22 protein-coding genes and 2 pseudogenes are annotated in these 23,274 nt (G+C 54.7%); 13 read left to right on the top strand and 11 right to left on the bottom strand.

Annotated elements, in window-relative coordinates:
- Window positions 1-326 precede the first annotated feature (326 nt).
- From DVA44_RS11425 to DVA44_RS11390, 8 genes and pseudogenes are all read left to right on the top strand, one after another.
- Window positions 327-1,814: pseudogene (locus DVA44_RS11425) on the top strand (molybdopterin-dependent oxidoreductase); the annotation flags it as partial.
- A gap of 56 nt (window positions 1,815-1,870) precedes the next feature.
- Window positions 1,871-2,568, top strand: a protein-coding gene (locus tag DVA44_RS11420; protein WP_225321516.1) for an IS1 family transposase whose coding sequence is annotated in 2 segments (ribosomal slippage) — window positions 1,871-2,120 and window positions 2,120-2,568 — 699 coding nt in all. Because the reading frame shifts where the segments join, the coding sequence is not laid out codon by codon here.
- Between the two features lies 1 nt (window position 2,569).
- Window positions 2,570-3,502, top strand: coding sequence for a molybdopterin dinucleotide binding domain-containing protein (locus tag DVA44_RS11415; protein ID WP_371413857.1), 933 nt, complete (start codon window positions 2,570-2,572; stop codon window positions 3,500-3,502).
- Window positions 3,486-4,118, top strand: a complete 633-nt coding sequence (locus tag DVA44_RS11410) for a DMSO/selenate family reductase complex B subunit (protein WP_103822083.1) — start codon at window positions 3,486-3,488, stop codon at window positions 4,116-4,118. The genes DVA44_RS11415 and DVA44_RS11410 overlap by 17 nt, the downstream gene beginning before the upstream one ends.
- Entirely contained in the window at window positions 4,111-4,944 is an 834-nt protein-coding gene (locus DVA44_RS11405) for a DmsC/YnfH family molybdoenzyme membrane anchor subunit (protein ID WP_114386883.1), read from the top strand. The genes DVA44_RS11410 and DVA44_RS11405 overlap by 8 nt, the downstream gene beginning before the upstream one ends.
- A 59-nt stretch (window positions 4,945-5,003) precedes the next feature.
- The gene (locus DVA44_RS11400) at window positions 5,004-5,819 is read left to right on the top strand and encodes a 4Fe-4S binding protein (protein ID WP_168194479.1); all 816 of its coding nucleotides are present in this window, start codon (window positions 5,004-5,006) and stop codon (window positions 5,817-5,819) included.
- A 206-nt stretch (window positions 5,820-6,025) separates the two neighbouring features.
- On the top strand, window positions 6,026-6,949 hold the full coding sequence (locus tag DVA44_RS11395; RefSeq protein ID WP_114386879.1) for a LysR substrate-binding domain-containing protein: 924 nt from the start codon (window positions 6,026-6,028) through the stop codon (window positions 6,947-6,949).
- Between the two features lie 281 nt (window positions 6,950-7,230).
- Window positions 7,231-9,609, top strand: a complete 2,379-nt coding sequence (locus DVA44_RS11390) for a glucose/quinate/shikimate family membrane-bound PQQ-dependent dehydrogenase (protein WP_114386877.1) — start codon at window positions 7,231-7,233, stop codon at window positions 9,607-9,609.
- 49 nt (window positions 9,610-9,658) lie between these two features.
- On the opposite strand, the gene DVA44_RS11385 is transcribed toward DVA44_RS11390, so the two are convergent.
- The 7 genes from DVA44_RS11385 to ycgZ form a co-directional block, all read right to left on the bottom strand.
- Complete coding sequence (locus DVA44_RS11385) at window positions 9,659-10,111, bottom strand: energy transducer TonB (RefSeq protein WP_114386875.1); 453 nt, start codon at window positions 10,109-10,111, stop codon at window positions 9,659-9,661.
- Between the two features lie 202 nt (window positions 10,112-10,313).
- Complete coding sequence (locus DVA44_RS11380; RefSeq protein ID WP_114386873.1) at window positions 10,314-12,005, bottom strand: methyl-accepting chemotaxis protein; 1,692 nt, start codon at window positions 12,003-12,005, stop codon at window positions 10,314-10,316.
- Window positions 12,006-12,180: 175 nt separating this feature from the next.
- Window positions 12,181-13,299 (bottom strand): S-(hydroxymethyl)glutathione dehydrogenase/class III alcohol dehydrogenase, encoded by a 1,119-nt coding sequence (locus DVA44_RS11375; protein WP_103179746.1) that lies wholly within the window; start codon window positions 13,297-13,299, stop codon window positions 12,181-12,183.
- A gap of 29 nt (window positions 13,300-13,328) precedes the next feature.
- Complete coding sequence (locus DVA44_RS11370) at window positions 13,329-13,604, bottom strand: metal/formaldehyde-sensitive transcriptional repressor (RefSeq protein WP_103179747.1); 276 nt, start codon at window positions 13,602-13,604, stop codon at window positions 13,329-13,331.
- 217 nt (window positions 13,605-13,821) lie between these two features.
- Window positions 13,822-14,100, bottom strand: coding sequence for a biofilm development regulator YmgB/AriR family protein (locus DVA44_RS11365; protein WP_103822091.1), 279 nt, complete (start codon window positions 14,098-14,100; stop codon window positions 13,822-13,824).
- Between the two features lie 15 nt (window positions 14,101-14,115).
- Window positions 14,116-14,415 carry a hypothetical protein gene (locus DVA44_RS11360; RefSeq protein WP_114314842.1) on the bottom strand — a complete coding sequence of 100 codons (300 nt, stop codon included), beginning with the start codon at window positions 14,413-14,415 and terminating at the stop codon, window positions 14,116-14,118.
- Between the two features lie 137 nt (window positions 14,416-14,552).
- On the bottom strand, window positions 14,553-14,792 hold the full coding sequence (gene ycgZ / locus DVA44_RS11355) for a regulatory protein YcgZ (protein ID WP_103179748.1): 240 nt from the start codon (window positions 14,790-14,792) through the stop codon (window positions 14,553-14,555).
- Window positions 14,793-15,268: 476 nt separating this feature from the next.
- Here ycgZ and DVA44_RS11350 point away from each other — a divergent pair, with 476 nt between their 5' ends.
- The 4 genes from DVA44_RS11350 (at window position 15,269) to DVA44_RS11335 (ending at window position 18,454) form a co-directional block, all read left to right on the top strand.
- Window positions 15,269-15,466: a hypothetical protein gene (locus DVA44_RS11350; protein ID WP_114386872.1), complete on the top strand. Its 198-nt coding sequence runs from the start codon at window positions 15,269-15,271 to the stop codon at window positions 15,464-15,466.
- 1 nt (window position 15,467) lies between these two features.
- Complete coding sequence (locus DVA44_RS11345) at window positions 15,468-16,238, top strand: hypothetical protein (RefSeq protein ID WP_114314841.1); 771 nt, start codon at window positions 15,468-15,470, stop codon at window positions 16,236-16,238.
- Window positions 16,239-16,410: 172 nt separating this feature from the next.
- On the top strand, window positions 16,411-17,394 hold the full coding sequence (locus DVA44_RS11340; RefSeq protein WP_114388409.1) for a DUF1852 domain-containing protein: 984 nt from the start codon (window positions 16,411-16,413) through the stop codon (window positions 17,392-17,394).
- Between the two features lie 28 nt (window positions 17,395-17,422).
- On the top strand, window positions 17,423-18,454 hold the full coding sequence (locus DVA44_RS11335; protein ID WP_103822095.1) for a methionine synthase: 1,032 nt from the start codon (window positions 17,423-17,425) through the stop codon (window positions 18,452-18,454).
- Window positions 18,455-18,523: 69 nt separating this feature from the next.
- Here the strand turns inward: DVA44_RS11335 and DVA44_RS11330 are convergent, their stop codons facing one another.
- Window positions 18,524-19,006: a glutathione peroxidase gene (locus DVA44_RS11330; RefSeq protein ID WP_114386870.1), complete on the bottom strand. Its 483-nt coding sequence runs from the start codon at window positions 19,004-19,006 to the stop codon at window positions 18,524-18,526.
- Window positions 19,007-19,567: 561 nt separating this feature from the next.
- Here DVA44_RS11330 and DVA44_RS11325 point away from each other — a divergent pair.
- Window positions 19,568-20,245 carry an SOS response-associated peptidase gene (locus tag DVA44_RS11325; protein ID WP_114314840.1) on the top strand — a complete coding sequence of 226 codons (678 nt, stop codon included), beginning with the start codon at window positions 19,568-19,570 and terminating at the stop codon, window positions 20,243-20,245.
- Window positions 20,246-20,662: 417 nt separating this feature from the next.
- On the opposite strand, the pseudogene umuC reads toward DVA44_RS11325, so the two are convergent.
- From umuC to DVA44_RS11310, 3 genes and pseudogenes are all read right to left on the bottom strand, one after another.
- Window positions 20,663-21,631, bottom strand: a pseudogene (gene umuC / locus DVA44_RS11320) (translesion error-prone DNA polymerase V subunit UmuC); the annotation flags it as partial.
- A gap of 158 nt (window positions 21,632-21,789) precedes the next feature.
- On the bottom strand, window positions 21,790-22,455 hold the full coding sequence (locus DVA44_RS11315) for a hypothetical protein (RefSeq protein ID WP_114386868.1): 666 nt from the start codon (window positions 22,453-22,455) through the stop codon (window positions 21,790-21,792).
- Between the two features lie 74 nt (window positions 22,456-22,529).
- Window positions 22,530-23,227 (bottom strand): IS1 family transposase gene (locus DVA44_RS11310; protein WP_225321516.1). Its coding sequence is split into 2 segments (ribosomal slippage): window positions 22,530-22,978 and window positions 22,978-23,227, totalling 699 coding nucleotides; the frame shifts between segments, so codons are not numbered across the junction.
- Window positions 23,228-23,274 lie beyond the last annotated feature (47 nt).

Here is a 23,274-nt window from a genome sequence, read left to right as displayed (position 1 = left end):
TTCGCTGTTCAAGGAGGATAAAACACCCGGTCTTAAGTGAAACGAAAATATCCCCTAACAAACATTTATATCCTGCATTATTAACAGGGGCAGCACTGTACATATTTTAACTTTTATTATTCTGATTATTTATTGATATTCTCGTTGCCGTTAACTCTATGGCCGATTTATTTGTTCAATTTCCGCACTAAGAATAAATGATAATTATTATCGCAATAGTCTGAATTTTCCGCCGTTAATCCTGGTTAATTACCCTCTTTGATAAATATCAACTACCCCTTTTAAAGCATCAGGGAAAATAAGGCTATTTTTTATGAGGGAATAATATGTCTGTACCTGAAAACAATGAAGATGACTTCCCATCCGGGGTGTCGCGCAGAAGTTTCCTGAAGGCGGGTTCCGCCGCCATCGCTTTGCCTTTTTTGACCTCCGGGCGTGCAAGCGCCTCCACGCCTGGCGCAGAGGCCCCTGCGGTGGGTACGACGCCTGCCGCACGGGTGGTGCAAACCTGCAGTACCTTTGACTGCGGCGGTAAGTGCGATATTCGTGCGCATATTGCCGATGGCGTGGTTACCCAGATTACGACCCGGCCGGATGCCGCACTCGATCCCGATATGCCGGTGATGCGAGCCTGCGTGCGCGGTCGTAGCTATCGTAAATTTGTTTATCATCCCGATCGTCTGAAATATCCAATGAAACGGGTGGGTAAACGTGGCGAAGGTAAATTTGAACGCATATCCTGGGATGAGGCGACAACCCTTATCGCGGATAATATTACCCGCATTACGAATAAATACGGACCTGAATCCCGCTTCGTGCACAATAATACCGCAGTGAGCGGCGGCACTTTTTCCGGCGATAAAATGATGCGCCGCTTATTGAACCTGACCGGCGGGCATCTGGAATATTACCACTCCGTCAGTATGGGCAATACCGCCGCCGCCACACCTTATACCTACGGCACGGTCGCTACCGGCAATTCCCTTGATACGTTGCAGGATACGCGCCTGGTTATCCTCTGGGGGCATAACCCGACGGAAACCATTTTCGGCCATACCAACCACTATTTTCAGCAGATGAAGCAGAACGGCACCCGCTTTATTGTCGTCGACCCGCGCTACTCCGATACCGTGTCGTCGCTGGCCGATGAGTGGGTTCCGCTTTTACCATCAACAGATAACGCGTTGATGGATGCGATGATGTACGTCATCGTCAGCGAAAACCTGCACGATAAAGCCTTTATCGATCGCTATACCCTGGGGTTCGATGAGGAGAACATGCCGGAAGGGGTACCTGCTAACGAGTCGCTGGTGGCCTATCTGATGGGCAAAAAAGATGGTGTGGTGAAAACGCCGGAATGGGCGGAAAAAATCACTCACGTCCCGGCCCAGACCATTCGCCAGCTCGCCCGCGACTACGCTACCACCAAACCTGCGGCGCTGATCCAGGGATGGGGGCCGCAGCGCCATATCTGCGGCGAGCGCACCGCCCGTGGCTCCACGCTGCTGGCGACCATCACCGGTAACGTCGGCGTAAAAGGCGGCTGGGCAGCGGGCTACGGCGGCATCGGCAACCGTAAGTTTGCCACTGGCCCGGAGATGCCTGACAACCCGGTGAAAGAAAAAATCTCGATCATGAACTGGGTGCAAGCCGCCGATGACGCCAGCAAGGTGACGCCGGAAGATGGCCTGACAGGGGCAACGCAGCTGAAGAGCAATATTCGGCTCCTGTTCTCGCTGGCGGGCAACTACCTCGCCAACCAGAACCCGGATATTCATCAGGCGGTAAAAGTCCTGGAAGATGAATCCAAAATTGGGTAATGCTGCCAACTTACTGATTTAGTGTATGATGGTGATTTTAAGGTGCTTGCGTGGCTTCCATTTCCATCAGATGTCCTTCCTGCTCCGCTACTGAAGGCGTGGTGCGTAACGGCAAAAGCACTGCCGGACATCAGCGCTATCTCTGCTCTCATTGCCGTAAAACATGGCAACTACAGTTCACTTACACCGCCTCTCAGCCCGGTACGCACCAGAAAATCATTGATATGGCCATGAATGGCGTCGGATGTCGCGCCAGTGCACGCATTATGGGCATTGGCCTCAACACGGTTTTACGTCACTTAAAAAACTCAGGCCGCAGTCGGTAACCTCGCGCATACAACCGGGCAGTGATGTGATTGTCTGCGCTGAAATGGACGAACAGTGGGGCTACGTCGGTGCTAAATCACGTCAGCGCTGGCTGTTTTACGCGTATGACAGGATACGGAGGACGGTTGTGGCGCACGTCTTCGGTGAACGCACTCTGGCCACACTGGAGCGTCTTCTGAGCCTGCTGTCGGCTTTTGAGGTCGTGGTATGGATGACGGATGGCTGGCCGCTGTACGAATCACGCCTGAAGGGAAAGCTGCACGTTATCAGCAAGCGTTACACTCAGCGCATTGAGCGACATAACCTGAATCTGAGACAACATCTGGCAAGGCTGGGACGGAAGTCACTGTCGTTCTCAAAATCGGTGGAGCTGCATGACAAGGTCATCGGGCATTATCTGAACATAAAACACTATCAGTAAGTTGGAGTCATTACCCAAAATTGAGTTTATTGTCGCAAGCGATCTCTACCTGACGCCTAGCGCCCGCTATGCGGATCTCCTGCTGCCGGAAACCAGCTTTATGGAGCGCTGGAACATCGGCGAGACATGGGGAACAGGCAGCTACCTGATTCTGTCCGAAAAGATCGTTGAGCCTGAGTTCGAACGCCGCTCTGACTATGACTGGCAGCGCGAGGTGGCGGCGAAGCTGGGTATCGAAGCGCAGTTTAGCGAAGGCCGCAGTGAGAAAGAGTGGATTGAACACATCTGGGAGCAGACGCGCCTCTCCATGCCAGATGAACATCTGCCTACCTTTAGCGAGTTACAGCAACAGCGTCAGCATCTGTTCAAAAGCAAACCGCTTATCGCCTTCGAAGCGAACATCCGCGACCCGGAGAATAACCCGTTCCCGACGCCGTCGGGCAAAATTGAGATCTTCTCAAAGCGGCTCTATGACATGCATAACCCGGACATCCCTGCCCTGTCGCACTACGTTCCAGCCCAGGAAGGCCCTGAAGATGAGCTGACGAAACAGTTCCCGCTGCAGCTCATCACCTGGAAGGGAAAAAACCGCGCTAACTCCACCCAGTACGCCAACCCGTGGCTGCAGGAGGTGCAGGTCCAGAAGCTGTGGATCAACCCGCTGGATGCGGAGAAACGCGGCATTCGCCAGGGAGACACGGTCCGTATTCATAACCAGCGCGGCATCTGCCAGGTGCCGGCAGAAGTGACCGTCCGGATCATGCCTGGCGTCGTCGCCATGCAGGCTGGCGCCTGGTGGCAACCGGACGCCAACGGCGTCGATCTCGGCGGTTGTCCAAACGTTCTTAGCTCGGCGCGTATCACTCCGCTTGCTAAAGGTAATGCTCATCAAACCATGCTTGTGGAGGTCGCAAAGTATGACGCAGCAGTTTAATGATTTTCCTCCCGTCAGCGATAAACAGCTGGGGTTCTTTATCGATTCGTCCCGCTGCTCAGGCTGTAAAGCCTGCCAGGTGGCCTGCAAGGATAAACATAATCTCGAGGTGGGGCGTCGCTTCCGCCGCGTTTACGAGGTGAAAGGCGGCGGGTTTATCCCGACCGGCCAGGGCGGCATGGCGCAGAACGTCTTCGCCTATACCCTGTCGATCTCCTGCAACCACTGCGCAGATCCGATCTGCACCAAAAACTGCCCGACAACGGCCATGCACAAGCGGCCCGGCGACGGCATCGTGCGGGTTGATACCCGCAAGTGTGTGGGCTGCGGCTACTGCGCCTGGTCGTGTCCTTATGGCGCGCCGCAGATGAATGAAGAGACGGGCCAGATGTCCAAATGCGATTTTTGCGTCGATCTACAGGCCAAAGGAGAGCAGCCCGTCTGTGTCGCCACCTGCCCGCTGGGTGCTATCAAGTTCGGCCCGATTGACGAGCTGCGCGCCCGCTACGGCAGCATCTGCGATGTGCAGGGACTGCCGGATTCATCCATCACGCATCCTAACCTGGTGATCAAGCCGCACCAGGGGGCAGAGAAAGAGGAGCAACCGCATGCATGAGTTGCCATTACTGATATTTACCCTTCTGGTACAGGGTTCCGTTGGCATCACGCTGTTCCTCACATTCGGCGCAGGGGCGGCAAAACCTGTACCGCAGGCAACGCGTCAGCTGCTGCCGGTATTGCTGATAGCCTGCGTGATGGGCGGCCTGGGGTTAATCGCCTCCACCCTGCACCTGGGCTATCCGCTCAATGCCTTTAACGCGCTGCGCCACGTCGCCAGCTCGTGGTTAAGCCGTGAAATCGTCTTTGCCAGCTTCTATCTGGCTGTGCTGGGGCTGTGTACGCTGATCCTGCTGGTGAAAAAGAGACTCGTCAGCTTCCTGTTACCCGTTGCGGCAGTGCTGGGGCTGATTGACGTCTGGTGCATGAGTGCCATCTACGCCAACAGCACCATCATCACCTGGATGCATTTCAACACCTGGCTGATGTTCTATGGCGCAGTGGGCATCCTCGGCGCGGTGGCGATGGCCTGGCTGCCCGTTCTGAACACCGATGCGGTGATGCAGACGCGTCGCACCCTGATGCGCCTGGCGGTGGTGTTCGTGGTGAGTATTGTCGCGATCCGCCTGCTGGCTCAGCCTGCGTACATGGATTATCTTGCCAACGCGCCGCTGAAAAACGTGGTGACGCTGCCTCATCAGCCGCTGGAGGCATTTGCCCGGCTCGAAGGGCTGCGCCTGGTCAGCTGGATAGCCTCCGTCCTCGGAGCGGTTCTCTTTGCCGTCAGTGGCTGGCGCAACCGCAGAACCGGGCTCCTGGTCGGTGGCGGGCTGCTGGTGCTGGCGGAGATCGCGTTCCGCTTTGTTTTCTTTAACATTCACTGATGGCTATTTTTCGCCTTAACACTAAGCCCCCTGCGCCCCCCGGCGTGGGGGCTTCTTGTTTGCGTAACACCTTCCCTCGCCACCCCTGCCGCGCCTGTGCAGACGCGTGCCCGGTGGCGGCCATTACCCTTTCCGCCGCCGGGCAGACGATCGATGACGCGAGCTGTCTGCGCTGCGGTAACTGCCTGTTTCCGTGCCCCACCGACGCGCCAGAAAATCTGTCACCTGCGCTCAGGAACTATCAGGCCGATCGCTTAGTCGCGCCGTTTTCAGCCTGCATAACCGCCGATGAATTGCTGATGTGGCATTTCCAGTACGCTATCCGGGGCGTGGAACTGGAGAGCGCGGCCCATCCGGTGTGGGTCCGGGCCGTCGCCGAATTAAATCTTACCCTGCGGCAGCTCCGGGAGCCGGAGTGGCAAATCTTTCCGCCGACGCCCCGCGCCGTTAACCCGCTACGTCGCCACTGGTTACGCATCCCCGAGGAGAACGTCCAGTCAGGCCGGGTCCGCGTCGGTCGCCGCGCCCGCAGAGCGCTCTTATCGACCTTCAGCGAGTACCAACTCTCCTTGTCGTTATCCCGGTGTGTGGCCTGCGGCGCCTGCGCCAGAGCCTGCCCTGAAAACGCGCTTCAGCTCACTGAGACGGCGCTGGAGTGGGATCCTGCCCGCTGTACGGGGTGTAACAGTTGTACCGCAGTCTGTTTTTCCGATGCGATCCGCATTGCGCATCAGATACATGCCGCAACGCCACAACGCTATCCGTTTGCGGCAAAAACCTGTCGCAGCTGCCATCACACCTTCTACACCTTCTCCTCTGAGGCGGATCGTTGTCATATTTGCCAGCGCCACGCCTATGCAATGCGGGAAGCATAGCCCGTCTGATGTTGCCATTTTGTTATGCAAAATGGCTTTCTTTCTCATAACTTCCTCCCTGGCCGCCCTTGATAGCGCATGTAAGCGACAGATTTTATTCAATGCTTTACTAAACCTGATGAAATGTTAACGATATTTTGCTATCAAGTTATCAAAATTAAATAACTTTCCTTGTCACGTTGAAGGCTCTGTTTTTAACATCGCTTATGGAAAAAAATGGTTTGTTTTCTCAGCGCATTCGTCTGCGCCATTTGCACACTTTTGTGGCCGTCGCTCAGCAGGGTACGCTTGGGCGCGCGGCTGAAACCCTTAACCTCAGCCAGCCTGCGCTTTCAAAAACGCTGAACGAGCTGGAGCAACTCACCGGCACCCGGCTGTTCGAACGCGGGCGTCTGGGCGCACAACTGACGCTGGTGGGGGAGCAGTTCCTGACCCACGCAGTCAAAGTCCTGGATGCCCTGAATACCGCAGGCCAGTCGCTGACGCGGCGTAACGATGTGGTGCCCGATGTGGTGCGCATTGGTGCCCTGCCCACCGCGGCGTTGGGCATTTTGCCGGCGGTCATCGGCCAGTTCCACAAGCAGCAGCGCAACATCACCCTGCAGGTCGCCACCATGAATAACACCATGCTGCTGGCGGGCCTGAAGTCGGGCGAACTGGATCTGGGGATCGGCAGAATGTCGGACCCGGAGCTGATGAGCGGCCTGAACTATGAGCTGCTCTTCCTGGAATCCCTGAAGCTGGTGGTACGTCCGCGCCATCCGATCCTCAACGATACCGTGACCCTCAGCCGGGTGATGGAGTGGCCGGTGGTGGTGTCGCCGAAAGGCACCGTGCCGCGCCAGAATGCCGAAACCTTGCTGCAAACCCAGGGATGCAAACTGCCACCAGGCTGCATTGAAACCCTGTCGGCCTCGCTGTCGCGTCAGCTGACGGTCGATTATGACTATGTCTGGTTTGTCCCGTCCGGGGCGGTGAAAGAGGATCTGCGTCAGGGCACGCTGGTGGCGTTGCCGGTGACCACACCCGGCCCCGGCGAACCCATTGGGGTATTAACCCGCGTGGATGCCCCGCTCTCCGCCGCCACCCAGACGCTGCTGAGCGCGATACGTAAATCGATGCCCGTCTAATCCCACTTCTCTCCAGCCCGTCGTGATGACGGGCTTTTTGTTTCCATTACTCAAATAATGCGAAATCATTCATTAACAATTGCACTAAACAATTTAACAGATTTATCATACCCGCCGATTTCACCAAATGGTTCATTCAAATAACGCAGCGGTGAGCTCACTGGCGCTTTAACGGCGTCAGGCTAGACTTTTTCATCATGGATTTTCTCTTCTGTTATCCATTTGGTTCAGGGCTGAGTCTGCCCTGTCCAGTGAAGAGAAGATTATTTCAGGAGACAGAAATGGCTATAGGTAATTCGCTACGTGGGTTCCCCCGGTTCCTGCAGTGGCTACTGGTTGGTCTGATGGCGATCATCGGACTGGCCGTCGGTGGTCTGGGCTTTAAGCTCGCCACCGTAGGGGGAAGCTGGTACTTCCTGATCATGGGCGTGGTGATGCTGATCGCCGCATTCCTGATCGCGCGCGGGCGCACCAGCGGTATTCTCCTTTACGCGGTGGCGTTTATCGCCTCGCTGATCTGGGCCGTGAGCGACGCAGGCTGGGATTTCTGGTCGCTCTTCTCGCGCCTGTTCACCTTTGCGGTGCTGGCGTTCCTCGCCGCCATCGTCTGGCCGTTCCTGCGCGGCACGGATCGACCGGTTAACAAAGCTCCGGCATTCGGCGTTGCTGCCGTGCTGGCCGTCGCCATGCTGGTGAGCTTCGGCTGGATGTTTAAGCCGCAAACCCTGGTCGCGGCTAACGAACCTGTACCGGTAAAACCGGTGCCCGCGGGGCAGCAGCAGAAAAACTGGGAACACTGGGGTAACACCACCCACGGCGACCGTTTCGCCGCCCTCGATCAGATTAACAAACAGAACGTTAACGATCTGAAAGTAGCCTGGGTTGCCCATACCGGCGACATTCCCCAGAGCAACGGCTCCGGCGCGGAAGATCAGAACACTCCGCTGCAGATTGGCGATACGCTCTACGTCTGTACGCCGTACAGCAAGGTGCTGGCGCTGGACGTGGACTCCGGCAAAGAGAAGTGGCGCTATGATTCCAAAGCCACCGCGCCAAACTGGCAGCGCTGCCGTGGTCTGGGCTTCTTTGAAGAGACTCCAAATGTGACAACGTCACAGACAGAAACCCAGCCTGCCGCCTGTCCGCGTCGTCTGTTCCTGCCGACCACCGATGCCCGTCTTATCGCCATCAACGCCGACAACGGCAAGCTGTGTGAAGACTTCGGCGAGCATGGCGTGGTTGACCTGAGCGTTGGCATGGGTGAAGTGAAGCCGGGCTACTATCAGCAAACCTCCACCCCGCTGGTGGCGGGCAATGTGGTGGTTGTAGGTGGTCGTGTGGCGGATAACTTCTCCACCGATGAGCCGCCGGGCGTGGTGCGCGCCTATGACGTGCACAGCGGTAAGCTGGCCTGGGCCTGGGATCCAGGCAACCCGAACATCACCGGCCTGCCGCCGGAAGGCCAAACCTATACCCGCGGAACACCGAACGTCTGGTCAGCCATGTCCTATGACGCGAAGCTGAACCTGATCTACCTCCCGACCGGTAACGCTACCCCGGACTTCTGGGCTGGTCAGCGTACCGAAATGGATGACAAATACAGCTCCTCCATTGTGGCGGTGGATGCCACAACCGGTCAGGTGCGCTGGCATTTCCAGACCACCCACCACGATCTGTGGGACTTTGACCTGCCATCGCAGCCACTCCTGTACGATCTGCCGGACGGTAAAGGCGGCACCACCCCGGTGCTGGTGCAGACCAGCAAGCAGGGCATGATCTTTATGCTCAACCGTGAAACCGGCGAGCCGGTCGCGAAGGTGGAAGAGCGTCCAGTGCCTGCCGGAAACGTTGAAGGCGAGCGTTACTCCCCGACCCAGCCATACTCCGTCGGCATGCCGATGATCGGCAATCAGACTTTGACCGAATCGGACATGTGGGGTGCCACACCGGTTGACCTGCTGCTGTGCCGCATTCAGTTTAAAGAGATGCGTCATCAGGGCGTCTTTACCCCGCCGGGTCTGGATCGCTCCCTGCAGTTCCCGGGCTCACTGGGTGGGATGAACTGGGGCAGCGTCTCGGTGGATCCGAACAACAGCCTGATGTTCGTCAACGATATGCGTCTGGGGCTGGCGAACTACATGGTGCCACGCGCCAATGTAGCCAAAAACGCCAGCGGTATTGAAATGGGGATTGTACCGATGGACGGTACGCCGTTTGGTGCGATGCGCGAGCGTTTCCTCTCTCCGCTGGGCATTCCATGCCAGAAACCGCCGTTCGGCACCCTGTCTGCCGTGGATCTGAAGTCCGGCAAGCTGGTGTGGCAGGTACCGGTAGGTACCGTGGAAGATACCGGTCCGCTGGGGATCCGTATGCATATGCCAATTCCGATCGGTATGCCGACGCTGGGCGCCTCGCTCTCCACGCAGTCCGGCCTGCTGTTCTTCGCCGGTACGCAGGATTTCTACCTGCGCGCGTTCGATACCGCTAACGGGAAAGAGATCTGGAAGGACCGTCTGCCGGTGGGCAGTCAGTCCGGGCCGATGACCTACGTCTCGCCGAAAACCGGCAAGCAGTACATCATCATCAATGCGGGTGGTGCGCGTCAGTCTCCGGACCGTGGGGATTACATCATCGCCTATGCCCTGCCTGATAAACAGTAATCGCGTTTAACCGTCGAGCCGGCCACCCTTGTGGCCGGCTTTTTTATTTCTACGGCTTAGCGGAGAGGGAATTTTCGATCCAGGTCGCCGTTGTGCCGTTCTGGTAACTGACCACCAGGTTTTGATGGACGCCAGCTGGCCAGCAGCTGCGTAAGACGGCGCGTTTTGTCTCCTCGAAGAAGGGTTTATCCCCTGCGGCCTGGTAATCCGTCGCGCGGCCATTGAGCTTGACGTTAAACGAGACCGTCACCCTGCCGGAATAGTTCTGCGCCGCAGCCTGCTCAGGATAGCGCGGCTGCACCCGGTACACGTCGCCGTCGCAGTCCGCCTGTCCGTTATCGACGGTCGATGTGCTGCCGCCCACCGGGAAGGATAACCCGACACCCACTCCGCTGCTCCCCCCGCCGCCGCCGATCCCGATGCCGCCAACCCCCACGCTGCCGCCAGAGGCACACCCGGCCAGTAACCACGCTGTGCAAACCACCTGCGTAAATCGTTTCATCGTCCTGTTCCTCTTGAGCCCTTACATCCATCATAGCGGGGAATAAAAAAAGGGTTCATGTCGAAACATGAACCCTTTTTTGCCGGGTGGCAATGGTGCACCGTTATTGCCGGGTGGCGCTACGCTTACCCGGCCTACATGTCGTGCCGAACCCGTAGGCCCGGTAAGGCGCAGCCGCCACCGGGCAAATTGCGCACGGGGGTTAGAACGTCTCCCAGTTATCGCCATCGACGGTTGCCGGACGCAGCGGTGCGGCTGGCGCGACTGGCGCCGCTTTACTGCTGCTGCGGGCCTGGCCAATACCCTGCAGGCGGAAAGCGCCTACCGCTTCAGTCAGACGGGCAGCCTGATCTTCCAGCGAGGCCGCGGCGGCAGAGGCTTCCTCCACCAGCGAGGCGTTCTGCTGGGTCACTTTATCCATCTCCGAGATCGCCTGGCTGACCTGTACAATGCCCCGGCTCTGCTCGTCGGAAGCGGCTGCGATCTCCAGCATAATATCGGTGACGCGTTTAACCGCTTCCACGATTTCGCTCATGGTGTTGCCTGCGGCAACCACTTCCCCGGAGCCCTGATCGATGAGCGAAACCGACTCGCTGATCAGCCCTTCAATCTCTTTAGCAGCGTTGGCGCTGCGGCTGGCCAGGGTGCGGACTTCGCTGGCGACCACCGCAAATCCACGGCCCTGCTCACCGGCACGGGCGGCTTCCACCGCGGCGTTCAGCGCCAGGATGTTGGTCTGGAAGGCGATGCTGTTGATCACCGCGGTGATTTCAGAGATTTTCTTCGAGCTACTGGAGATGTTGCCCATGGTTTTCACCACCCCGGAGACCATCTGGCCGCCGCGGCTGGCTTTACCGGAGGCATCTTCCGCCAGTTTACTGGCGTGGTGCGCGTTATCGGCGTTCTGCTTCACGGTCGCGGTCAGCTGTTCCATGCTGGCTGCGGTCTGCTCGATAGCGGCGGCCTGCTGTTCGGTACGGGATGAGAGATCGGTGTTGCCGGCGGAGATTTCGCTGGTGCCGCGATAGATCTCTTCCGCACCCTGACGCACGGTGCCCACGGTACCCACCAGCGAGCGCTGCATGGTTTGCAGGTCGTGGGTCAGACGGCCAATTTCGCTGCGCCCGGTCTGCTCTTCTGGCAGCGTCAGATCGCCCTTGGCGATATGTTCAATGCGGTTAGCTGCACGTTGCAGCGGGTTGATCACCGTGCGACGCAGCACGATAAAGGTGATCACCGTCAGCACCAGGGCCAGACCAAAGGCGCCGACCATAAACATCAGCCCCAACTGGGTGCGGGTATGCGCCTGTTCAGTGAGCATATTCGCGCGCTCGGTACGGATCTTGATCGCCTTCAGCAGCACCGCGTTATAGGCATCATCCAGCGGACGCGCCGTCTCGTTTTCGTGGTTGATAATGGCTTCAAACATGCCGTTTTTGGCATACTTCAGCATCGGCTGCATGCCATCAATGTAGGCCTGGTAGTTGGTCTTCAGATCGCCATCCAGCGCTTCGTCCGCAGGGGTACGAACGCCACGGCTCATGTAGGCGGCAAAACCGTCCTGCGACTGTTTGAGCCGCTGTTCCGCTTCCGCGATGTTCTTTTTCATCTCATCCATTTCGGCGATACGGCTGGCAGCGCCCGCATGGATCATGTTGATACGCGCTGTGCGCAGATGGTTTGAACTGTTTGATAACCCGGTACGCACCTGAATTTCAGCGGTCACATCTCGCAGATCCTTATCGGCCTGCAATAAAAAATAACCTGCCAGCCCGGCGCTCAGGGCAAACAGCAAAATAATGCCACCCAAAATCGAGGAGAAAAGCGGAAGCAGCCTGATGTGATGCAGGAAGCCCAGCTTATGTTGCGCCCGAACTGTTGTTGTTGTGTCCATAGCCGTTGACTCTCTCATAGGTAAGATGCGTGGAAACACGCCTGTAAAATAGTCATCGGCACTACCGAGAATTTGATTACGGCTAAAATCGCAACACTGGTCACACTTTCGCAATGATTTTTAAAGAGATGTCGTCCCGCTGCCCATAAAGGCGCAGCGGGAGAGAGAAGGTTTATCAGTTATCGCCGAAATGGATAACGGTACGGATGGATTTCCCTTCGTGCATGAGGTCGAATGCCTCGTTGATCTGATCCAGCGGCAGGCGGTGGGTAATGAACGGATCGAGCTGAATTTTGCCCGCCATCGCGTCCTCTACCATACCCGGCAGCTGGGTACGCCCTTTCACGCCGCCAAAGGCGGAGCCACGCCATACGCGGCCAGTCACCAGCTGGAACGGACGGGTTTTGATCTCCTGACCGGCACCGGCCACGCCGATAATCACGCTTTCGCCCCAGCCCTTGTGGCAGCACTCCAGCGCCGCGCGCATGACGTTGACGTTACCAATGCACTCAAAGCTAAAGTCGACGCCGCCGTCGGTGAGTTCAACGATGACGTCCTGAACGGGCTTGTCGTAGTCGTTCGGGTTGATGAAGTCGGTCGCGCCCATCTCACCGGCCAGCTTGAATTTTTCCGGGTTGGTGTCCACCGCCAGAATGCGTCCGGCTTTCGCCTGTACCGCGCCCTGGATCACCGCCAGACCGATGCCGCCCAGACCGAATACCGCAACGGTATCGCCCTCTTTCACTTTGGCGGTGTTGTGGACGGCACCAATACCGGTGGTGACGCCGCAGCCCAGCAGACAGACCTTATCCAGCGGCGCCTGCGGGTTCACTTTTGCCAGCGAGATTTCGGCGCAGACGGTGTATTCGCTGAAGGTGCTGGTGCCCATGTAGTGATAGATCGGCTCACCGTTGTATGAGAAACGGGTGGTGCCGTCCGGCATCAGCCCTTTACCCTGGGTGGCGCGCACCGCCTGGCAGAGGTTGGTTTTGCCGGATTTACAGAACTTACACTCGCGACACTCTGCGGTGTACAGCGGGATGACATGATCGCCCGGTTGCAGGCTGGTGACGCCCTCGCCGACTTCCACCACCACGCCGCCGCCCTCATGGCCGAGCACCGCCGGGAAAACGCCTTCCGGATCGTCACCCGACAGGGTAAACGCGTCGGTGTGGCACACGCCGGTGTGGGTGATTTTGACCAGCACTTCACCCTTCTTGGGTGGCGCCACATCAATTTCAACGATTTTCAACGGCTGGCCAGGGCCAAATGCAACAGCAGCACGTGATTTCATCTTGCTTTCCTTTTAGTGATGTCAGGTGTTTATTTTAGATAAGAGCGCAGCAAATGGCCGACTTCCGCCATTCTTACAGCCCGCTGATCGGCGGTGGTATCGCCCGTCACCAGCTCATCTTTGAGGTGAATTTCGACCATCTCGCCCATCAACCCGTTTGCGGCGCCGCGCACCGCGGCGATTTGCTGCAGGATAGCAAGGCAAGGTTCGCCGGACTCAAGCGCCCGCTCCAGGGCATCGACCTGTCCGCGTATGCGGCGCACGCGCGTCAGGACACGTTTTTTGTCTTCAGGTGAATGTGGCATGAGAGAGGCTCCTGGATACTGTAGGGGGGTATACTATTTTATTTTACAGAGTGCTGTAAACGGGAATGTGCAGAGAGGTGTCGCGGTGGGACGGGGAAATCAGGCTGGGACAGGTGTGATGATAGTTCAGGATATATTCCTGCCCTGGTTAAGGGCAGTTGGCGTCGGCTATTTTACACGACCTTTAGTACGCGGGTTCCGCAGGCGTAAGGGATGCTTAAATATCATCCTGCGTGAAACCCACAACAATTTCGAGCGTATTGCGTATGACATCGGCAGCCTCTTCATCCGATGTTTGTTCAAGCGCGTAAATTAACTGAAGAATAATTTGCTTATTGGTGAGGTTATCACCACTGAGAATAATACATCTTATCGCTGAACCTAATATGGCTGACTCAACGGACAAGGCACCTCCGGCTGAACGGAAGTAGGATGCCAGCGCCTGATCCTGAAGGGCATTGAAATGCGGTGTGTGCTGAGAAATATTAGGTTCCATATTATCCACTCAAGGTTAATGTTTTTTATCGTATTTATGCTGAGTATCAGTCACCATAAAATGGTGCATTCTGTTGACATAACAATGACTTCTGACTTCTGTCTGTACGCCACTACTGGATTTAACCTTTTGCTCAACCTCTAATGCTGCCGCCGACAGCGCACTTCGTCTTTCAACATCACGCTCTATGCTGGCCATAATTTTCAGTTTAACGGCCAGCGTCTTAAAATTTATAGGACCGTTGTCTTTTAAAATTAACAACACAGCTTCGCCAATAAGATCGTCCCTCAGTTTTTCAGATTTCGTTCTATGCATAACTGTTCTCACGCGACTGAACGTAGCCGGGCTACCTCTCATCGCACTATCAATATACTATTTTGCGTAAGGTGCTTTACCCTCTTTGCGCAAACTCCTATATCGACTGCTTTAAGCCACAGAAGCGCTAACACTCTCTATCGTTCAAAAAACAGTGCGATAAGCTCATTATAGTGGGCAATTTCTGCTTCATCTTCCGTCTCTTCTACCCGTCGTAATAGCCTGGTACAGATAGCCAGACGGCTCAGATTACGTCCCTCATTCAGAATTTCACCGACAATGAGCCCCAGCGTCTCCTGCTGGCTACGCAGACTGGCTTTATTAAAATAGGCGGTGATTGCCTCAGCTGAACTTTGGCGCGAACTGTTACCTCGCATAGGTACTCCGGATTGACATTTAGGTTAGGGGTTAAAGTGATGTTAAAAATATACCAAACCGCCATAGTTGTACATACTAACTGTACAACTTTTTGAGATTTTAAATAGCAGCGTAGGTTATTTTCAAAAATAACAACGCCTTAAAAAGCACTAAAAATTATCTCGGGTTCAAAATTCACAAAAACTATTCCCCATAAGTGATTAATTAACAAGACTTAACTATCCCCCATCAATTATGGAACCCTACCTGAAAACAGAGCTGCCAGCGCATCATAAACTGCCCTACTGACCTCTCAGTTCCACACCCAGGCTGTACAACTTTGGCCACGTCAATGACACATTAATGATTAACATGATTCCGGTGGCGTGGAGGGTCAAAAGGCTGAACGTAACCTGGCGCTTTTCAGCATAACCTTAAGGCAATATTCTCAATTCCCTACCATGCTTAGGCTTTTTGTCTATAAGGAGCCCACGCTATGAGACGCCTGCTTACCTCCATTTTCTCCAGCCCTGAGTCGCTTTTACAGGTGATGAGTCAGCAGGAGATTATTGAGGCCGTGGAGGACGGAGACCGCATTATTATCGATCAGGATGGTAACGCCTCGGTCAACTATAAAAGCAAAGAGGTGCGACAGGACTTCCTGCGCCATGTTAACGCGCTGAAGAGGGCCTGATATGGGAACAGCGATATTTATGGTGCTGATGGTGAGCGGATACTGGTACACCAGCCGTGACCTCTCCACCCGGTTTAAAATTAAGCGCTCCTTTGGCTGGGATGTCTATTTTCTGGTCGCGCTGTACGGCTGTATCTTCGTTTTGCAGGGCGTGATCGCCACCGGCCTGCTTTGGCTGTTGTTGCTCGGGCTCTCTTACACTGCCAATACCTTCCACTTAACCGCGCAGGACAACGCTAACTGGCAAGTGGATTTTATGAACTGGAGCTTTCTGGGCATCCAGGCGCCGGTGGTGGTGATGCTGGCTTTTGCCATTCTGTTTTGTCTCTATCGCTCGAACTGGGCGGGCAGCGCCAGGCTGGACGGCGAAGGCCGCAAGCAGCTTTACAAGCGTCTGTCGCAAGCCAGCGGCATTGAGCAGTTGCTTTATCAGTGCATGGAGGAAGGCGAACTGGCGCTGGTGACGCTGAAATCGCGGCGGATTTATATCGGGATGATCCATACCGCAACCCTGGAATATGAAAAGACCGCCAACATCGTGCTGATCCCGATGCTGAGCGGCTACCGCGACGGCGAGACGCTGAGCCTGCGCATTGAGCATAACTACAGTAAATGGTATGCCGACCACGATATTACGCTCGATTCACAGCCCAAAAGCGCCATGGCGTTTCGCAAGGTCATCATGCTGGATCAAATTGAAAGTCTTTCACTTTTCGACCCCGCCAGCGCCAGTGCGCTGGATCTGGAACGGCATACGGAGAGTGCAGAGTGAAATTTTTTCACCATCATGAAGATGACTCATGTTGCAATGAAATTTAGTCGCTTTCACTCCCTCCCCGGCTCTGGCATAACTTAAGCCATATTAACGTATTAGCAACATACAGACTGACTTCTGTAACCGCGAGGGGATTTCAGTCTTTATGTCAGAGCCGGGAAACATCACCATGAATAACGCTTTCACCTTCACGATTACCCACAGTCGTTTCGATGAAAATTACAACCCATCCGAAAACACGCGGATCACCACCAACTTTGCCAACCTCGCCCGCGGGGAAAGCCGTCAGCAGAACCTGCGCAATACGTTAGTGATGATTGACAATCGCTTCAATGCGTTAGCGCACTGGGACAACCCGAACGGCGATCGTTATTCCGTAGAGCTGGACATCATCTCCGTAGAGATGAATATCGCGGGAGAAAACAATCACGCCACCTTCCCGGCGATTGAGATCTTAAAAACCAACATCATTGATAAAAAAACCAACGAGCGCATTGAAGGGATCGTCGGGAATAACTTCTCCTCTTATGTCCGGGATTACGATTTTAGCGTTCTTCTGCCGGATCATAATAAACAGCAGACGACCTTCACTATTCCGGCTAATTTTGGCGAACTGCACGGCAATATCTTTAAGCACTTCGTTAATTCCGATGAATATAAGGCCAATTTCAGCAAGCCGCCGGTTATCTGCCTCAGCGTCTCCAATAAAAATGTCTATCACCGCATCGGTAATGCCCATCCTGTTTTAGGCATTGAGTACCAGCAACAGGGCTCTTCGTTAACAGAAGCGTACTTCAAAAAGATGGGCCTGCAGGTGCGCTACTTTATGCCGCCACACAGCGCCGCGCCGCTGGCGTTTTTCTTCACCGGCGATTTGCTGAGCGATTACACCTTCCTGGAGCTTATCGGCACCATCAGTACGATGGAGACATTCCAGAAGATTTATCGCCCTGAGATTTACAACGCGAATTCGGTCGCCGGGCACTGTTACCAGCCCAGCCTGACTAACGAGGATCACTCCCTGACCAAAATTGTTTACGACCGCGAAGAGCGTAGCCAGCTGGCCATTGAGCAGGGAAAATTTACCGAGAAACACTTTATCAAACCGTACAAAACTCTTCTTGAGCAATGGTCTGCTCAGTACGCGCGTTGATTCAATTAAAACAATAAGGTCACCTGTTATGAAAACATTGCTCCCCACCTCCACTGCCGGCAGCCTGCCGAAACCCTCCTGGCTGGCGCAGCCGGAGACCCTCTGGTCGCCGTGGAAATTGCAGAACGAAGAACTGCTCGCCGGTAAACAAGATGCGCTGCGTTTGTCCCTCGACGATCAGCTGCGGGCTGGCATTGACATCGTCAGCGACGGTGAGCAAACGCGCCAGCACTTTGTCACCACCTTTATCGAGCACCTCAGCGGCGTCGATTTTGAGAAACGCGAAGTGGTTAAAATCCGTAACCGCTATGATGCGAGCGTGCCGACCGTGGTCGGCGCCGTGGCCCGTCAGAAGCCGGTGTTCGTTGATGATGCGAAATATTTACGCCAGCTCACCACCCAGCCGATCAAATGGGCGCTGCCGGGCCCGATGACCATGATCGACACGCTCTATGACAACCACTACAAAAGCCGGGAAAAACTGGCCTGGGAGTTTGCAAAAATTCTCAACCAGGAGGCCAAAGAGCTGGAAGCGGCCGGGGTTGATATTATCCAGTTCGACGAACCCGCCTTTAACGTCTTTTTTGATGAGGTGAATGACTGGGGGATCGCCGCTCTGGAGCGCGCCATTGAAGGGCTGAAGTGCGAAACCGCTGTCCACATCTGCTACGGCTATGGCATCAAAGCCAACACCGACTGGAAGAAAACGCTGGGTTCAGAGTGGCGCCAGTACGAAGAGGCGTTCCCCAAACTGCAGACCTCGAATATCGATATCATCTCGCTGGAGTGCCACAACTCGCGCGTGCCGATGGATCTGCTGGAGCTAATCCGCGGTAAAAAGGTGATGGTCGGCGCCATTGATGTGGCAACCAACACCATCGAGACGCCAGAGGAAGTGGCCGCTACGCTGCGCAAAGCGCTGCAGTTTGTGGATGCCGACAAGCTCTACCCGTCGACCAACTGCGGAATGGCCCCGCTGTCCCGTCAGGTGGCTAACGGCAAGCTCAATGCGTTAAGCGCAGGAGCAGAGATTATCCGCCGGGAGCTGGCGGCGCGATAAGTCTTCAGGCCGGGCAAGCGCAGCGCGCCCGGCTTTTCCCCTCTCATCTCTCTGGTTCGCCTGCATTAATCAGCGTTCAAGTGCAGCGACGATAGCGGCTTCCATTTTCTCCGGAGTGGTCATCGGTGCAAAACGTTTGAGCGGTTTGCCGTCGCGTCCGATAAGGAACTTGGTGAAATTCCACTTGATTCGTCCCCCCAGTACGCCGGGCAACGCCTCTTTCAGATAACGAAACAGAGGATGCGCTGTTGCGCCATTGACCTCCACTTTCCCGAACATCGGGAAGCTGACGCCGTAATTGACGTGACAGGTCTGGGCAATGTCGTCCGCGCCGCCAGGCTCCTGCTTACCGAACTGATTGCAGGGGAAACCCAGCACTATCAGCCCCTGGTCGGCATACTTTTTGTAGAGTTTTTCAAGACCAGCGTACTGGGGTGTAAAGCCACACTGGCTGGCAGTGTTCACCACCAGCACAACCTTCCCCGCATAGTCGGCCATAGAAATGGGCTGACCGCGCAGGCTGGTGGCCGTAAGTTGATAAAAGGTCGTCATCTGGGATCCTCAGAGCAGAAGGTTTTCAGGCGTGGAGGATTATAGGGCCTCATCCTGGATATGTCCGCCTCTGACCGGCATCGAATCTGCCAGCAATAAGAAAAATACCCGGAAGATAATGACAAATGAAAAATGCGATCTAAGATTTTTACCAAACAAAACTGAGAACATGGAGTCGAGGATGACGATTGTTTTATTCACCGCGCTGGCCTTTCTGCTGATTTTGGCCGGGCTTATTTGCCTTCTGAAGCAGTTAGTCGATGGATTTTGTCATCCGGAGGGGTCTTAAACCCGCCTGAGATGCCCGATGCTTGACGCAGCATCATCCCGGTAGATATTCCCATCAATACGCCTGATTCTGGTGTTATTCCATCTACCCGTTTTTCGGTTACCGGCCAGCACGCTGCGCATCGGCTATCACGCCGACGGGCAACCAAAACGCTTTACCTTTACCGATGTGGTGGTGACGCGTTAATCGCTTTTAGCACAACCGTCCGCCGCTGAGGTTACAGTTCCGGGAAATTCACCCTCTATACTTAAGAAAAACCACCGGAGGTAACTATGTGCGGACGTTTCGCCCAGGCCCAGACCCGGGAAGAGTATCTTGCTTTTCTGGCGGATGAAGCAGACTGCGACATCCCCTACGACCCGGAACCCATCGGGCGCTATAACGTTGCGCCCGGCACCAAAGTGCTGCTGCTCAGCGAGCGCGACGACCTGTTACATCTCGACCCGGTATTCTGGGGTTACGCCCCTGGCTGGTGGGATAAAGCCCCGCTGATCAATGCCCGGCACGAAACCGCCGCCACCAGCCGGATGTTTAAACCGCTATGGAACCATGGCCGGGCGATTGTCTTTGCCGACGGCTGGTTCGAGTGGAAAAAAGAGGGAGAGAAAAAACAGCCCTACTTCATCTACCGTGCCGATGGACAGCCCCTCTTTATGGCCGCGATCGGCAGTACGCCGTTCGCACGCGGGGATGAAGCGGAAGGATTCCTGATTGTGACCGCGGCAGCGGATAAAGGGCTGGTGGATATTCACGATCGACGACCGCTGGTACTGACGCCGCAGGCGGCACGTGAATGGCTCCGCGAGACGGTAAGCGGTAAAGAAGCAGAAGAGATTGCGCAGAGCGGCGCCGTTCCCGCAGATGATTTCCACTGGCATCCTGTCACCCGGGCGGTGGGAAACGTAAAAAACCAGGGGCCAGAATTAATTAATAAAATAAGCGAGCCGTAAAAATAAAGCTGGCTATTTTTCAGGAATAACGAAACGGCAGTTAATATAAAATGTCGTCAGCGTAGCGGCAAAATCATTTATCGGGAGGGCCAGCATTAGCCCCCCCTTTTAACACCTAAACCACCTGTTTTGGCCAGCGTCTTCGTTTTGGCATTGGCACGCATGAATGTGCGGTGAGTCGGGTTCCGCAGACGGAACATACAGCACCATGAGGTTGGGTTTGCGTAGGGCTAAAAGAGGTAAAACGAAACCGCTTGCTCTTGCAAACCGGGCACTCAAATTTTATGTTGGGAATAGCCCCTCCGGGCAGGTGTGTAGAACCACCACCATAGCGCAATTATTGATCGTCCAGGGATATATCTTTCCTTTTCGACAAATATTTACTTTCAGGCTTTGCACTATTTTAGTGAAAGCCATTTATTTGACGCGCAGTAAATCCGAAAAACGTGTGGTATATCGCGGAGACAACATCTCCCTTTTCATTTGCCACTGCTGCTCTATTCCCTGCCCCGCAAACCAGATTGTTCCGCGCCCTTGCTCATTTAATTTGTCGACGAGAGCCATCAGCTTTTCGCTATTGCGGCGCGGCGGATTTTCATCAAATAAATTAAGCTGCGCGACGCCAGAGCTGAAAAAATCCCCCAGCATGACGCCCGCTTTTTGATAGCGTAGCCCCTCTCGCCAGATGAGATCCAGACAGCGCGTCGCCGCGTTAATGATGTCCCGGCTGTCTTCGGTTGGCGTCAGCAGTTTGACGGAGGCGCTATTGCCGTAGTAAGGCTCGTTCAGCGCAAACGGCGAGGTCTTCACGAAAGCCGAAATAAACCGGCAGTACTGGTGCTCGGCCCGCAGCTTCTCGGCGGCGCGGGCAGCATAGCTACAGATGGCCTGGCGCATCGCCTCATAGTCTGAGATCCGCTCGCCGAACGAGCGGGAGCAGATGATCTCCTGCTTGTGCGGGGCAAACTCTTCAAACCCCAGGCAGGACTCGCCGCGCAGCTCGCGGACGGTACGCTCCAGCACCACGCTGAAATGCTTGCGAATCAGGTCGGTGGGAGTGTTCGCCAGATCCAGCACGGTATGAATGCCCATCGCATTGAGCTTTTTACTCAACCGTCGCCCGACGCCCCATACCTCTTCGACGGGCAGCGCCGCCATCAGCTTGCGCTGACGCTCAACGCCGGATAAATCGACCACGCCGCCGGTCTGCCGCTGCCATTTTTTTGCCGCAAAGTTCGCCAGTTTGGCGAGGGTTTTGGTGGGCGCAATCCCTACCCCGACGGTGAGGTGTGTATGTTGTAGTACCGTTCGGCGGATTTCGCGGCCAAAGGCGTCCAGATTGTAACAGTTGCTGACCCCGGTAAGATCGCAAAACGCCTCATCAATTTAAAGGAAAGATGATCGATTATGGACATGAAATTTTTTCAGTTAAGTGAGCTAGTTACCTTCAAACAAAATGTCCATAGAAAAATACCTTTTTAGTGTTTTTTGGCCCTAATATGTCCATGGGTTCAGTATTTTGCAGCTCGAGTCGATCAATTCACTTATGGGCGCTCCGCTGCCTTTAACCAATCCGCAACGCCTTCAACTCCCATAGAAAGCAACATGTCTTGTATTGCCACCACGCGTTTTAACATTTCTCCAGAGTCAAACTCTTCTCTTTCTTCGGCCTCCGCAAATAGGCGAGTCATTAACTGAGAAAGACTGTCATTATGGTCATATAGATAGTGCTTACTATAGTAAATATAGTCCAAATAAATTTCTACCAAAGCCAAAGCTTGTGCCGGGTCCTGTTGCGAAATGGCATTTAGCCATTCATGAACCCTGAAAAATAGATGATATTTATTCTCATCACGATTATATTTTTTCAAGACTGAAAAGCAGCAAGAAAAAAGCTCGATTGATAAAAAAACTAATTTGTTATTATCGTCAAAAATAAGTGCTAACTGCCCTGCCACTTCAAGCGCATTCTTATTTTGCGTTTTTAAACCTGCGTCGATTCCTGCCAGACACTTATCCCGATGTTGTTGAAGATTCTCAATATTTGTCCAGACAGTAGCTGCACCAAGCCAAGCTTCGGTTGAATTCAGAATCCTCAAATCTGCGATAAATTCGTTAAAGTCTATATATCCAGTAATGTTAGCTAAAGCTGAAATGCGCCCCCATGTTTCAAGATCTTTATCAATACCCTCACTACGAAGACGAAGCAATAGAGGTTTTACTTTTTCATAATGATTGTGGTAAGCATAATAAAGACATTGCTCGGCAAGGTAATGACTCCAACTTACTGATAGTGTTTTATGTTCAGATAATGCCCGATGACCTTGTCATGCAGCTCCACCGATTTTGAGAACGACAGTGACTTCCGTCCCAGCCTTGCCAGATGTTGTCTCAGATTCAGGTTATGTCGCTCAATGCGCTGAGTGTAACGCTTGCTGATAACGTGCAGCTTTCCCTTCAGGCGTGATTCGTACAGCGGCCAGCCATCCGTCATCCATACCACGACCTCAAAAGCCGACAGCAGGCTCAGAAGACGCTCCAGTGTGGCCAGAGTGCGTTCACCGAAGACGTGCGCCACAACCGTCCTCCGTATCCTGTCATACGCGTAAAACAGCCAGCGCTGACGTGATTTAGCACCGACGTAGCCCCACTGTTCGTCCATTTCAGCGCAGACAATCACATCACTGCCCGGTTGTATGCGCGAGGTTACCGACTGCGGCCTGAGTTTTTTAAGTGACGTAAAACCGTGTTGAGGCCAATGCCCATAATGCGTGCACTGGCGCGACATCCGACGCCATTCATGGCCATATCAATGATTTTCTGGTGCGTACCGGGCTGAGAGGCGGTGTAAGTGAACTGTAGTTGCCATGTTTTACGGCAATGAGAGCAGAGATAGCGCTGATGTCCGGCAGTGCTTTTGCCGTTACGCACCACGCCTTCAGTAGCGGAGCAGGAAGGACATCTGATGGAAATGGAAGCCACGCAAGCACCTTAAAATCACCATCATACACTAAATCAGTAAGTTGGCA

It is taken from the genome of Leclercia sp. W17 (assembly GCF_003336325.1).
Classification (GTDB): domain Bacteria; phylum Pseudomonadota; class Gammaproteobacteria; order Enterobacterales; family Enterobacteriaceae; genus Enterobacter.
The sequence above is the reverse complement of the archived record's forward strand: the minus strand, read 5'-3'. Positions and strand labels throughout refer to the sequence as shown.

Coding starts and splice junctions, on each gene's coding strand:
- DVA44_RS11410 (WP_103822083.1), top strand. CDS start 3,486: ATGACGCAGCAGTTTAATGATTTTCCTCCCGTCAGCGATAAACAGCTG.
- DVA44_RS11405 (WP_114386883.1), top strand. CDS start 4,111: ATGCATGAGTTGCCATTACTGATATTTACCCTTCTGGTACAGGGTTCC.
- DVA44_RS11395 (WP_114386879.1), top strand. CDS start 6,026: ATGGAAAAAAATGGTTTGTTTTCTCAGCGCATTCGTCTGCGCCATTTG.
- DVA44_RS11390 (WP_114386877.1), top strand. CDS start 7,231: ATGGCTATAGGTAATTCGCTACGTGGGTTCCCCCGGTTCCTGCAGTGG.
- DVA44_RS11385 (WP_114386875.1), bottom strand. CDS start 10,111: ATGAAACGATTTACGCAGGTGGTTTGCACAGCGTGGTTACTGGCCGGG.
- DVA44_RS11380 (WP_114386873.1), bottom strand. CDS start 12,005: ATGGACACAACAACAACAGTTCGGGCGCAACATAAGCTGGGCTTCCTG.
- DVA44_RS11375 (WP_103179746.1), bottom strand. CDS start 13,299: ATGAAATCACGTGCTGCTGTTGCATTTGGCCCTGGCCAGCCGTTGAAA.
- DVA44_RS11370 (WP_103179747.1), bottom strand. CDS start 13,604: ATGCCACATTCACCTGAAGACAAAAAACGTGTCCTGACGCGCGTGCGC.
- DVA44_RS11365 (WP_103822091.1), bottom strand. CDS start 14,100: ATGGAACCTAATATTTCTCAGCACACACCGCATTTCAATGCCCTTCAG.
- DVA44_RS11360 (WP_114314842.1), bottom strand. CDS start 14,415: ATGCATAGAACGAAATCTGAAAAACTGAGGGACGATCTTATTGGCGAA.
- ycgZ (WP_103179748.1), bottom strand. CDS start 14,792: ATGCGAGGTAACAGTTCGCGCCAAAGTTCAGCTGAGGCAATCACCGCC.
- DVA44_RS11350 (WP_114386872.1), top strand. CDS start 15,269: ATGAGACGCCTGCTTACCTCCATTTTCTCCAGCCCTGAGTCGCTTTTA.
- DVA44_RS11345 (WP_114314841.1), top strand. CDS start 15,468: ATGGGAACAGCGATATTTATGGTGCTGATGGTGAGCGGATACTGGTAC.
- DVA44_RS11340 (WP_114388409.1), top strand. CDS start 16,411: ATGAATAACGCTTTCACCTTCACGATTACCCACAGTCGTTTCGATGAA.
- DVA44_RS11335 (WP_103822095.1), top strand. CDS start 17,423: ATGAAAACATTGCTCCCCACCTCCACTGCCGGCAGCCTGCCGAAACCC.
- DVA44_RS11330 (WP_114386870.1), bottom strand. CDS start 19,006: ATGACGACCTTTTATCAACTTACGGCCACCAGCCTGCGCGGTCAGCCC.
- DVA44_RS11325 (WP_114314840.1), top strand. CDS start 19,568: ATGTGCGGACGTTTCGCCCAGGCCCAGACCCGGGAAGAGTATCTTGCT.